This is a genomic window from Paenibacillus sp. 01T47, assembly GCF_056398245.1.
Genome location: NZ_JBFTPA010000001.1, coordinates 673,498 through 686,477 on the forward strand (window position 1 = coordinate 673,498; position 12,980 = coordinate 686,477).

General features: G+C 46.4%; 9 protein-coding genes. 5 read left to right on the forward strand and 4 right to left on the reverse strand.

The features are described from left to right. Positions 1-19: 19 nt before the first annotated feature. Together AC1DOV_RS02900 and AC1DOV_RS02905 are read right to left on the reverse strand one after the other, a co-directional pair. A complete protein-coding gene (locus tag AC1DOV_RS02900; protein ID WP_477549121.1) occupies positions 20-1,756 on the reverse strand; it encodes a sensor histidine kinase in 1,737 nt (578 codons plus the stop codon). Then, positions 1,753-2,502 (reverse strand): response regulator transcription factor, encoded by a 750-nt coding sequence (locus tag AC1DOV_RS02905; protein ID WP_477549122.1) that lies wholly within the window; start codon positions 2,500-2,502, stop codon positions 1,753-1,755. Before AC1DOV_RS02905 ends, AC1DOV_RS02900 begins: the two co-directional genes overlap by 4 nt. Positions 2,503-2,632: 130 nt before the next feature. Here AC1DOV_RS02905 and AC1DOV_RS02910 point away from each other — a divergent pair, with 130 nt between their 5' ends. Next, on the forward strand, positions 2,633-3,862 hold the full coding sequence (locus AC1DOV_RS02910; RefSeq protein WP_477549123.1) for a DUF418 domain-containing protein: 1,230 nt from the start codon (positions 2,633-2,635) through the stop codon (positions 3,860-3,862). Here AC1DOV_RS02910 and AC1DOV_RS02915 read toward each other — a convergent pair. Together AC1DOV_RS02915 and AC1DOV_RS02920 are read right to left on the reverse strand one after the other, a co-directional pair. Then, complete coding sequence (locus AC1DOV_RS02915; protein WP_477510797.1) at positions 3,841-4,974, reverse strand: winged helix DNA-binding domain-containing protein; 1,134 nt, start codon at positions 4,972-4,974, stop codon at positions 3,841-3,843. The two genes, AC1DOV_RS02910 and AC1DOV_RS02915, sit on opposite strands and share 22 nt — an antisense overlap. Before the next feature lie 123 nt (positions 4,975-5,097). Next, positions 5,098-9,171, reverse strand: a complete 4,074-nt coding sequence (locus AC1DOV_RS02920) for a bifunctional 2',3'-cyclic-nucleotide 2'-phosphodiesterase/3'-nucleotidase (RefSeq protein WP_477549124.1) — start codon at positions 9,169-9,171, stop codon at positions 5,098-5,100. A gap of 241 nt (positions 9,172-9,412) precedes the next feature. Between AC1DOV_RS02920 and AC1DOV_RS02925 the strand changes: the two genes are divergently transcribed. The 4 genes from AC1DOV_RS02925 (at position 9,413) to AC1DOV_RS02940 (ending at position 12,875) form a co-directional block, all read left to right on the forward strand. Beyond that, positions 9,413-9,724: a Dabb family protein gene (locus AC1DOV_RS02925; protein ID WP_477549125.1), complete on the forward strand. Its 312-nt coding sequence runs from the start codon at positions 9,413-9,415 to the stop codon at positions 9,722-9,724. Positions 9,725-9,823: 99 nt separating this feature from the next. Beyond that, entirely contained in the window at positions 9,824-10,492 is a 669-nt protein-coding gene (locus tag AC1DOV_RS02930) for a bifunctional 2-keto-4-hydroxyglutarate aldolase/2-keto-3-deoxy-6-phosphogluconate aldolase (RefSeq protein ID WP_477549126.1), read from the forward strand. Positions 10,493-10,601: 109 nt separating this feature from the next. Beyond that, positions 10,602-11,477, forward strand: coding sequence for a glycoside hydrolase family 43 protein (locus AC1DOV_RS02935; RefSeq protein ID WP_477549127.1), 876 nt, complete (start codon positions 10,602-10,604; stop codon positions 11,475-11,477). A 165-nt stretch (positions 11,478-11,642) separates the two neighbouring features. Continuing rightward, positions 11,643-12,875, forward strand: coding sequence for a GAF domain-containing sensor histidine kinase (locus AC1DOV_RS02940; RefSeq protein ID WP_477510792.1), 1,233 nt, complete (start codon positions 11,643-11,645; stop codon positions 12,873-12,875). Positions 12,876-12,980 lie beyond the last annotated feature (105 nt).

The following is a 12,980-nucleotide window of genomic DNA, read 5'->3' on the forward strand; positions in this document are numbered from 1 at the left end:
CACGGCCCAAACGAGTGGATCAATCGCTTGGAAAATAAATACTGATCGAGGTGCCTTCACCAATCGCAGAACGCACCTCGATTCGGCCTTGATGTGCTTCTACGATCATTTTGGCGATACTCATGCCAAGGCCAGTACCACTGCTTGATTCTTCTGTATTCGTCCCGCGGTAATATCTTTCGAACAGCTTGTTGACAGTGGCCTCATCCATGCCTCTCCCGTTGTCGGAGACGCGGATGTAGGCATCATCATTCAGCATGCCGCAGGTTACCGTAACGGTTATGCCTGCAGGATTATGTTTCACGGCGTTCGAAAGCAGATTATCCATTAGCCGCTGCATCCACTTCGGATTGCCATAAAGGCTGACAGGCAGCTCGTCTCCCTCATAAAGGAAGGCTACCTCGGAAAGCGTAGCATCGTTCACATATTTGAGTACTGAGCGTCTAACCAGCTCGCCGAGCTCGAATTCATGTCGATCCATATGGACGGTTCCATGCTTTATTTGATAAATATGCGAGAAGTCATTCATAAGCTCCAGCATATAGCTGCTTTTTTCACGAATCATTTTGCCCATGTCCTGAAGCTCTTCATCACTCCACTGCGCAGGGGAGCTTTCCAATATATAGCCGTAGCCTTGAATGGTAGAGAGTGGCGTGCGCAAATCATGCGAAATGCCAGTCATCCATTCCTCTCTCGTTTTCTCAAGCTGGCGCCGATCCTTCTCCGTTTGGGCCAGCCGCTCGGCCATTTGGTAGAAAGCCGCAATCACTTCCCGGTAAAGGCGGTAGCGAATACGCAGCTTGCCGCTGCGGCGGAATACCTTTTTGCGATCCTTTGGCGTAAGGACCTCATCATACCGTCCATTGCCCATCCGCTCGAACCAACCGGCGAATAGGATGAGTGGCTGACCATAGCGATAGCCATGCCAAATGGAGATAGCAAGGGAGAGTAAGAGCAGCGAGCCGCCTATCCAAATGAAGATACGTATAGCTTCCGATAGGATGGGCTGCTTCGTATACGTTATTTGTTCGTTTGGCGTGTGCAAAATCCAAGTCAAATCACTATTTTCAGGCTGGTACACAAAGATGTTCGTATCATAATCACCAGGCTTTTGCTGCATAGTCAGCACTTCCAGCGGCTCATATACATCGATAGCAGAAGTCTGATCTCCAATCGTTTGAACACTTTTGCCAGCTTGGTCTACGATTAGCAAATAGCTCTTCGTTTTCCTTAACTCGGTGAGCAGGTCATTCTTATATGCCTCATTTACTAGACCATTCTGCTGATATGCCATATACCATGCAGTCAGCTTCTCTTGCTGCGGATTTTTGTAGCCAAGAAGAAAGAGCAGCGGAGTAGAGTACGTCAGATCGAGCTCGTTATCGACGGTATAGATGCCGGATTTTTCGGATTGCTGGATGGCTAAAAGCTGCGTAATCGAATAAGAAGTCGGCTGCTCTTTCGGCGAATGGACGGAATAAATAACCTGCCCTTTGGAGTCCACGACTTGCAGCCACATATCACGCTCTTCAATGAGCTCCTTCCAGTGCTTCGACATCTTAATCTCTTTTTTCGAATAGTCGGTTTCCGCGACAATGGAGCTAAGCGCGCCGGCGGGAAAGTTTCGTTTGAGATCCTCGTTCGTAATTTTATTAATAAGGACAAGAAACAGCACGATCATCGCAACGAATATGAGAATCGAATACACGACGAGCTGATATGTAAAATGAAAGGCCATTCGGCGTTGAACCTTCATAGGCTTACAGGCTCCTTAACTAATTTGTAGCCGAGACCACGAACGGTAAGCAGATGCGTCGGCATACTGGGATCATATTCAATTCTCTCGCGAATTCGCCTGATGTGAACCATAACCGTGTTGTCGTCCCCTAATCCGTCAATGCCCCATACCGCTTCATAAAGCTGACCTTTCGAGAAGACGATGCCGGGGTTTTTGCAGAAATACAGCAGCAGCTGAAAAACCTGTGCAGGGCATGATACCGGCTGATTATCTACTAATAATTCTCCAGCAGCTTCATTTAACTGAAAACGGCCATAACGGTAGGTTTGATGAGGGGCAGAGGCAGCAGATATTGACGAAGCAAATGTTGAATGCGGTGGAAGTGATTCCGCCTCTTCCATGCGGCGCAGCCTTGCTTTAATGCGAGCGGCAATCTCCAATGGATTAAATGGTTTTGTGATATAGTCATCGCCGCCCATCGCAAATCCGGTCAGTATATCGAGATCGGATGCTTTGGCGGTTAAAAATAAGATATGCGGATTGCCCAGCTGTCTAATTTTTGAGCAAAGCTCAAATCCGCTGCCGTCGGGCAGCATCACATCCAGCAGCACGATATCGGCTCCGTAGCGAGCGATCGTATCGAGAGCTTCTTGGCAGGTTCCTGCCGTATGGATATGCTGGAAGCCTTCCTTTTGGAGCACCAGCTGCAGCATTTTTACAATAGAAGGTTCATCTTCCACTATGACAATTTTGTTCATGTTCATCACCCCGTTTTATGCTAGCACACCAACCTTAACATCTGTTGAACAAAATTGAAAAAATTAAGCTGCTGTTATGATTCCGTTTGTTCGCTGTTCAATTGGAATCCTTATGATTGGGTAAGAGGTGATGGGAATGATAAATCAAAATGAAACGGGACAGCGAATTCGCGTTATTGATGCGATTAGAGGGTTCTGCTTGCTTGGCATCCTGCTGGCGAACATGCTTATTTTTCAATATGGCATTTATGGGAAAGAGGAAATGCAGCTATTTAATCCTACTCCTACAGATGAAGTAACGCATCAAGTTCTCAAGGTAGCGGTGGAAGGCAGCTTTATGCCTATCTTTATGTTTTTATTCGGCTACAGCCTCTTTAAGCTGCGCGAAGGACTAGTCGCCAAGGGGCTCAAGCCGGCGAGGTATATGGTACGGCGCTTTTTTATGCTAATAGGGCTTGGGCTTTTGCATAGCATGCTCCTTTGGGAGGGCGATATCCTATTGGCCTATGGAATAACTGGATTTTTCTTATTACTGTTTGTAAAAAGAAAGCCAAAAACGCTTATTATATGGGGAGTCATATTAAGCATATTAATGTCTGGACTCGGCTACGACTTGAAGGAGGATACGCCAAAAGAGAAAGCTCGCATGCATGATTACGTAGAAGAGTCTATTACCGTATATGGTGAAGGAACCTATCAGGAAATTATGAATTTTCGTCAAGAAGAGGACCCGCTAGACCTGCCTGTGGCCGTCATGGCAGTGCTTATGGCTTTGATGCCTATGCTGATGATGCCGATGTTTTTGTTCGGCATAGCGGCTGCCAATAAGCAGTGGTTTCATAATCCCAAGCGGGAGAGACGTAAATTTGCTTGGCTCAGCGGCATACTGCTGCCACTAGGTCTTCTATTGAAAGCGATAGCTGTATTAAAGCCGGATTGGGCATGGAGCAGCGTATTATTGTCGTTAGGCGGACAATTGCTGGCCTTTGGGTATATTTTTGGCCTTGCGTTCGTCATGTCCTTTTTATCTAAACGATCCTATATCATCATGGCATTTGAATCGGTTGGACGAATGTCCATGACCAACTATTTAATGCAGACGGTGATTTGTACCACTATATTTTATGGATATGCGTTGGGCTGGTTTGGAGAAATCGGTGTGCTTAACGGCGTACTGCTTGGCATAGCCATTTATGCCGTTCAAGCCGTTGTGTCCAGCTTCATCCTGTTCTGGTTCAAAAATGGCCCATTTGAGCTACTGCTTCGCATTGCAACATATTGGTCGTTTAGCGGAAAAGCTCGGGTTTCGAAAAAAGCAGCAGATGCACAGGCTGCGGATCATACTTATTTTAGCGCTATGAACTGAATATCATGCGAGAGGGAGCTGCCTGCAGCGAATGTGAGCAGCTTTTGGCCTTCTTCCACTAAAGCATCATGATCAGCTGCGCTTAACTTCTCAAATGATTGAATGATGAGTGCTGCAGTTTCGTTGTTTTGTTCTATCTTCCACGTGCCGCGTACGAATCCGTCTATTAAAAATGTAGAGCGAATAATGCCGTTAATCGTGAACACGAGCGGTTTATACTTTTCATCCAAAATGCGGCTGCGGTCAGAGTAGGAGAGCAGCATATTATCGAACTCGGATAGAAAGCGCGGCGGTGCTATCGTGTCGCCGGGCGGCAAGGGAGCATCCGGCAAATCAAACAGCTCATTGCCCTTCTCGTCGGAGAAGGTACGCAGGCTTGGACGCAGCTGTTCAATAGTCTCGCGGAGCTTGCTTAGCCCAGACCAAACTTGCATATCCTTAATGGTTGCGGGGCCAAAGGCGCCAAGGTAACGCAGCAGCATCGTCTCGAGGGAAGGAGAGTTCGCAAGCGATTGACTAAGCCAAGCTTCCGCAGATGTATGTGTTGCTTGACCACTAAGTCCCCATACACCGCGAGGCGGGATTTGGACGAGCGGGACGAGAGTACGAATAGCAGCGCTAAGGGCAGAGGGGTCAACATTAGGCCACTCTAACGCGAGTAGATTGCCGAGTTCGTTGAATGTGCGAGGCTGCTCCTCCACTAAAGCGCGACCAGCTTCACGGATAGCTTCGAGGTCTACGTTTTGCAGCATCTTTCCGTATGTACTAAACATGCCTTTTTCTAAAGCAGGTTGAAGCAAGGGCCGCAATTCCAAACTGTCACGCGCACTGACCAGATGAATCGTAGAGCGCATGAGAGCAATGCGCACGACTTGACGCTCCGTGATGAGCCTAGAGAGCTGCTCTTGTCGGAAGTTTTCAAGCCGTGTCCATAACGCAAAATAGGGCGGGTTAGGCGCTTGTGACTGAATGGCAACCAAATGCTGGATCGTCTCCAGCACGGATATATTGGATCTTCGCAGCAGCATTTGCCGCTCAAGCAAAGCTCTATTTAATTGGCGCGTTCCTAAAATAGGTGCTGCTGCATTCTTTGCTCGCTTAGATGAAGCCATGCAATGAATCCCCTCTCTATTTACGATTCGGTTATTTTTCATTGTTCACTTTATTATACAAAAAATCCCCCTCGACCGGTGCGAATGAAGCCTCGGCGAGGGGGATTTTCTTTTAACAGGTGATTAGTTCACTTTAGTAAAGCGGCCTTCAATTTTTGCCGAGATAGTACCGGCTGTGGATTTCGCATTAATATATGTGATCGTAGCGTCAAGATCTACAGGACCAGCCTCACGGTTTGTTCCTTTCAAGAGCACCGTGTAGCCGTCACCGCCTGTTGCCATAAAATCGTTCACGACAATCGTATAGGCTGCTGCGTCATCTAGAACAGTGCCATCGGCTTTCTTGATTTCAACAATCTTTTGGCCGTCTGGCTTGCTATCGTCATACTTATATGTGAAACCGGAAATTTGGCCAATCTTCGGGCTTGTTCCTGCCCATTGCTGATTCATCAGCTCTTTCATTTGCGCGCCAGTCAGCGTCATCTTAATGAGCACATTGCCGAAAGGCTGTACGGAGAACATGTTTCCGTAAGTGACATTTCCTTGTGGAAGATCATTACGAATTCCGCCTGAATTCATGAATGCAAAGTCCGCTTTCATTACTTCGCGCATGCCATCGGCAATTAGGTTTCCTAGCGCTGATTCGCCGGAAGCGCTAGTTGTACGTGTAATGGCAGCATCCGTTTTAGTAACCGGTGCGTTCATAACTGGAGCGTTCAGCTCTTGGTACGATTTGATCATTTGTGCAATTTCTGCATCCGGCGTAACGCCTTCGCGTTTCACTTCAACGACTTCGCCTTTAGCGGAAATAACATTATGCGTTGCACGATCGATAACTAGATCCACATCAGAGAATGCCGTACCATAAGAAAAGGCTTCAATGACAAGTTTGCCGTCGATCATTTTGTTCAGGCCGCCATGGTTGTGGCCTGCGAAGATGACGTCTACATCATCATCAACGTTGTTAGCCAGATCGACAACTTCGCCAGTTGGAGCGTCGGCTTTGCCATCGAATGGATCATGCGCCAAAATAACTATGGTGTGCACGCCCTTCGCTTGCAGTTCTTTCACTGCTTTGTTAACCGCTGGAGCTTGCTCGATAAAGTTAAGGCCTTTAATGCTTTCAGCTTTTACGATAGAAGGCGTAATATTCGTTACGACCCCGATAAAACCGACTTTAACTCCGCCAACTTCAAGTACTTTGTAGGCGTCAAGCAGCGGTTTGCCGTTTGCATCCACTACGTTTGCAGCGACATAAGGGAAGTTTGCACCGGCGAAATCCTTGCCCGTTTTCGGGTTTTTGCCTCCGTTGATTAAGCGGAGTGCTTCAGCTGCGCCAGCGTCAAACTCATGGTTGCCGAGTGTGCCGATATCGAAGCCGAGACGGTTCAAGAAATCGATCGTCGGCTCATCCTGCAGCATCGCGGATACCGGTGCGCTAGCACCAACCGCATCGCCAGCATGCACAAGCAGCGTGTTCGGATTCGAAGCTTCGCGTTGTTTCAAATATGTGGCCAAATAATCCGCGCCTCCGAGTGTCGACACGACTTTGCCCGCTGCATCTTTTACATCTTTTTTGTAATCCAATTGTCCGTGGAAATCGTTAATGCCCAGCAATTGTACCGAAATATCGCTGATCAGCGTATGAACGACTTTCGCCGCTTCCGCACGAGTCGATGACGCTTTAGGGACAAACTTGCCTTCGCCGCGTCCGTTCATAACCCCGCGGTCAACTACGATATTCACGCCAGCTTTTGCCCAAGCACTAATTTGAGCATCGTCGGCCATTTTTTTGCTTTCCGCTACGATCGTCTCTTTGCCTGCTTTGAGTTTCAATACGTTGCTTGCCATTACTGCCATTTGCTCACGCGTAATTTTGTCGTTCGGAGCAAATTTGCCTTTGGAAACTCCGTTAACCAAGCCGTTCTCGCTTGCCGCTGCAACGGATTCCGCATACCATGCAGTCGCTGGAACATCGGTGAACGAGCTTTTGCTTTTCGCAGTCAATTTCAAAGCTTTCACGAGCAGTGTCGCGAATTCCGCGCGGGTAACGTTCGTGTTTGGCTCAAAAGTGGTATCGGTTTTGCCTGTAACGATTTGTTTTGCAACCAGCTCATTAATAGCAGGGGAAGCCCAGTGAGAAGCTGGTACATCAGTAAATAGCTTGTTTAGGTCGAGGGAGAAGATGCCGAAGCCCTTTTCATCGACTTTATCCAAGTAACGGATGTTGTTCGTCGTTTTAGCATACTCCGCCGCTTTTGGAGATGAAGTGAATGTAACCTTTACATCGCCCATAACTGGAGCAATCGACCAGTTGTTATCGATCGATGGGTTGATTTGCTTATTGGTGCTAATGTAATCCATTAAGATTTGGCGGTTTTCGTCCGGTGCGTCAATAATATATTTACTTCCTTTAACGCCTGGGAAGTTGCCGCCGCCGCCAGCACGGTAATTGTTAGTAATAACGATGAAATCTTGATTTGGATCTACCGGCTTGCCTTTGTAGTTTAACTTAATGATCCGGCTGGAAGCTGCATCATTAATCGTACCATCAACTTTATATTTAGCTGGTTTGGTAACGTCAACTTGGTAAGTTACGCCATCGATCACATCAAAGTTATACACTTGGAATGAAGGATTAAGCAGTTCTTGCTCTTCCGATTTGCTTGGATCGATTTGATTGAATTTGCCAGCAGACATTTCCAGCCATTCTTTCACAACAGAACCCTTAACCATGATCGCTTTAAGCGTGTTGTCGTAGAGATAGAGATCGCCTGCACTCTTAATCGCGAGCGGGCCGGCTTTAATTTCTGTGAATTCCTCAACGCCATTGCGTCCCGCCTTGAATGGAGCGCCTACGGACAAGATTGGCGTGTCCTTGTATTCTGGCAGGTTTTTCTTAATATAGTTTTCAACATACCATTTCTGTGCGTTCGTTACGATCTGAACAGAAGGGTCGTCTTGTACGAGCGCAAAATAGCTGTGAATCGGCGCTGTTGTTGTTCCGATAGGGTTGTTTGCGTATTTAATCGTTGCTTCGTGGTCACCATTCACGGCGTCGATGATCGCTTGATCGATTTCAACAAGCGGTTTCTTCGCTGCGCTATCGTAAATCGCTTTCGTGGAAGACTGGGAGCCAGCAACTTTCCATTTGCCATCCTGTTTCTCTAGCGACAAATCAATAATTCCTAGATTGCTTCCGCCGTATCCAGCTTGCACGGCTGGCACTCCATTAATCGTGCCCTTCGCATTGTCAACGCTTGCATATACTTTGCCAGAAGCATCCTTAAATAAAGCGTCGAGCGATTTCTCGTCAACTGCAGGGAATACTTTATGAGTATGAGAGAATGTAATTGCATCAATACCAGACACCTTGCTAAGAAGCAGTACAGCATCCTCAGCGTTAGTATTTGCTTGAGAGTTGCCATTAAAGCCCGTGTGCGCCATAGCGATAATAATGTCCGCGCCTTCCGCTCTCATTTTAGGTACAAATTTCTCAGCAGTTGCGGCAATATCCTTCGTAATGACTTTGCCTTCAAGCCAAGTTTTGTCCCACTGTGTAATTTGCGGAGGTACAAAGCCGATAACACCGATTTTCAGCGTCTGCTCCTGACCGGATTCATCAACGACTTTTTTCGTAATAATTTTGTAAGGCTCAAAGCGGTTCACATCGTTATCCGGATTCGAGTCCTTATCATCGATATATACGTTTGCGCTCACATAAGGAAAATTGGCGCCTTTAAGAGCGTTGTCCAAATAATCTAATCCATAGTTGAACTCATGGTTGCCAAGGGTAGCAACGTCGTAGTTAAGTTGATTCATGGCCTTATAAACGGGATGAATCTCTTTGTCTTTAATTGGAGCTACGACTGCCTTGTAAGTGCCAAGCGGCGTGCCTTGGATAAGGTCACCGTTGTCAACAAGGAATGTGTTCTTTGATTCTGCTCTAGCCGCTTTAATCAGATTTGAAGTTCTAGCAAATCCGACCGTATTGGAAACGGCATCTTTGTAATAATCGTACGGCACAAGATTGGTGTGAATGTCTGTTGTTTCCATAATTCTGAGTTTCACGCTGGACCCTGCATCCGCTGCTGCTGCGAACATGCCGTTAAACGGCATCGACAGCACGAATAAAGTCAATGATGAGACAGCGAGCTTTCGTAAACCCTTTTTCCCCTTAAGCTGACCTTCTTGCATTCTACCAATCTTCCTCTCATGTCATAAATGTTAACATAAACATAATAGAGCAGAAGCTACTAAATTCCAATACTATCGTTTCGGAATTTAATAGAACCAAGCTTATAATAATGTATATTTTGAAAAAAGAACAAGAACAAAAAATGGAAGGCTTTGTAACGAAAAGCGTTCCACTTAGCAGCTTGTTTATGTTATTTTTATAGGAACAAAACCATTTCATAGAGAAGAAGGAGTGAAACGAATGACAACGCAAACAAAAGACTGGATTTTGCACTCCGTCATTTTTAACTTGAAGCATGAACAAGGCTCTGCGGAGGAACAGCAGTTTTTGGAGGATGGCGAGCGGATTCTAACTTCGATTCCGTCTGTTAAGAACTTTCAAGTGTATAAGCAAGTAAGCGGGAAAAATGACTACCGCCATAGCTTCGCAATGGAATTTGCGAATCAGGCTGATTACGATGCTTATAACGAGCATCCGCTGCATGTGCAGTTTGTAAATGAACGTTGGGTGACAGAAGTAGAAAAGTTTCTTGAAATCGATTACGCGAAGTAGGGCATTCCATTGAAGATTTAGCTGAAACGACATATAATGAGCGGTATAGACTACACATTTTCGAACAAATACGAACATAATGGGAAGAGGGACTAAGGGATGAAAAAGCTTAGAGTGCTTCAGCAGTTGACGGATGCCGGCGTCGTGGCAGTATTGCGTGCGGACTCGCCTGAGGAAGTTGTGGAAATGTCACGCCGTGCAATTAAGGGCGGTATCAAGGCGATTGAAATTACGATGACAGTGCCATTTGCACTGCGTGCCATCGAGCAATTATCCAAAGAGTATTCAAGCTCCGTATCACCTGATGCTGACAACTTTGCTATTATCGGCGTCGGCACAGTACTAGATCCAGAAACGGCACGCGCTGCTATATTGGCAGGGGCGGAATATGTCGTTTCTCCAGCGCTTAATCCGGATACGATCAAGCTTTGCAATCGCTATGCGGTTCCTATTTTGCCGGGTACAATGACCATTCATGAAATTCAAACGGCATTGGAGCTGGGCGTTGATATCGTGAAGCTGTTCCCAGGCAACCTATATTCACCAAGTGTGATTCCTTCTATTAAAGGGCCGTTGCCGCAGGCTAACGTTATGCCAACCGGCGGCGTATCGCTCGACAACCTAAAGGACTGGATCAAAGCGGGCGCGGTAGCGGTCGGTATCGGATCCGATCTAACGAAGGACGCTGTAAAAACGGGCGACTTCTCGCTCATTGAGCAGAAAGCCGCTGCTTATATCGCAGCTTACCGCGAAGCAAAAGGACTTTAATCAAATACCTGACGGAGGCTGCCTCTGTCAGGTTCTTTTTTTTGAAATGTAAAAAAGGATATCATTTTCTCATAGTTACGTGACTAGTTTAGAGGGGGAAATCCAGCCAATGCTGAAACGAGAGCAAATTCGAATTCGTGATCCTTACATACTCGTAAATGAGCAAGAGAAATGTTATTACCTATACGGGACAACGGATGAGAATGTATGGTCAGCTCCAGGGACGGGGTTCGATACGTACAAAAGCACTGATCTTGAGAATTGGGATGGGCCTTATCCAGCCTTCAGGCCAGCGCCGGCTTTTTGGTCGGATCATCATTTTTGGGCGCCTGAAGTGTATGTTTACGATAACAGCTACTATATGTTTGCTTCATTTAAGTCAGAGGATCAGCGGCGCGCAACACAGGTTTTAATAGCGGAAAGCCCTCTTGGGCCTTTTGTCCCGCTTACAGATAAGCCCGTCACTCCATCGGAGTGGGAATGTCTTGACGGTACGCTGCATATCGAAGCAGATGGAACGCCATGGATGGTATTTTGCCAAGAATGGGTGCAGGTGAATGATGGTAAAATGTGCGCCATTCCATTGACCGCAGATTTAAAGGAAGCGGCTGGAGAGCCGATCATGCTTTTCTCCGCATCGGAAGCAGCTTGGGCTATTCCATTTGGCGATGATCATAACAACTATATAACAGACGGCCCTTATCTATATCGTAATCAAGTAGGCGAGCTGCTTATGCTTTGGTCAAGCGGTTCGAAAAATGGCTACGCTATTGGGATCGCCCGTTCAGCCAGCGGAACGATTGAAGGGCCATGGACGCAGGATGCGGAGACGCTTTTCCCGCAGGATGGTGGACATGGCATGTTGTTCCGCTCATTGGAAGGACAGCTTATGCTTGCCATGCACTCACCCAACAATGAGCCGGATGAAAGAGCAGTATTTATTGAAATCGAAGAGAAAAACGGTACGCTGCAGCGAAAAGAATAACGAAGAAAAATAGGCAGCTCGTGACTATTCAGAGGCAACGTTTGCTTTAATCACAGGCATTGCTAGGTCGAAAGGCTTAGACTTCTTTCCTATAGAAGTATATGATCAATACATATGGAATTTTAGTGTAACGGTCATATTCATAATCATGATGGGATGGGTAGTATGAGATCTACGATTATTGAGGACATGCTAACGATAGTCTCAGCAAATATTTATAATTCGGCTACACAAGTAATGAGCACGGCCTATACGATGATACCTGCAAACACGTTTTGCATCGCTATAAATGACAGAATGACAACAACCGTCTTGAGGTCGTATAATCGCGACTACATGATTTTGGATGAAGGCTTAGTCGTTGACAACGAAGAGTCCTATTGTCATTTGGTCATTGAAAAGTCAGAAGGGCCATTAATTATTAATAATAATCTGACACATCCGCTCACGCGGGATATGGATGCAACGAAGCTGGTCGGCGGCTGTTCTTTCATGGGAGTTCAGATCGTCAAAAAAAGTGGAGAAGTATACGGCTCCCTTTGTGCCTTTGACCATAACTTTTATGCTTACGACGAGAAGGAAGTAGCTTTCATGTCATCGTTAGCTGCTTTTTTTGCCAATGTTCTAGAATTGGAAGACGCAGCCATGGCACTGCAGGAAGCCCATCATAAGATTTGTGATTTGGCTGAGGAGAAATCCAACCTGCTGGCCGTGATGAGTCATGAAATCCGCACCCCTCTAAACGGTATCATCGGGATGATCGATCTGCTTCAGTCCACTGAGCTGACCGAGGAGCAGCGTAAATATATTAAAATTACACAGTCCAGCGGTGATTCATTGCTCGCTGTGCTAAATGATATTTTATCGTATGCCAAAATCGAATCCGATCAATCAGAGCTCGTTCATCTCCCGCTTGACCTGCGATCATGCGTCAAACAAGTTCAAGAGCTGCTTGGTCCGGATGCTGCCAAAAAAGGGATTAAGCTTCATGTGGAGGTCTGTCCTACTATACCGGATATGGTTAGGACCGATGCTACGAAAATTCAGCAAATCATGATTAATCTAATCAGCAATGCAATCAAATTCACAAATACTGGCGGTGTAACGCTTTCTGTGGAGCAGCTGTCTTCAGAATCAAGTTATCCTTTAATGCTTGTAAAGGTTAGAGATACAGGAATCGGTATTTGTGCGGAGAAGCTGGACATGCTTTTTAAACCATTCTCTCAATTGCATACACCTGAGCGCAGCTTCGAATACAGCGGTACAGGGCTCGGGCTATCTATCTGTAAGAAACTTGCTGAGCAAATGGCAGGCCGGATATGGCTGATGGAATCCAATGAGCACGGCTCATGCTTTGCCTTAGAACTCCCTCTTATGACTGAAGAAGCGTATGTTTAGCGTGAGCAGTATGCTCAGCAAAAGCGCAGTCCTTATAACCAATTTGGGAGCTTTGCTTGATTCTGATCGGGAATAGCGTTATAACAGAAACAGGGTCAAAAAAGA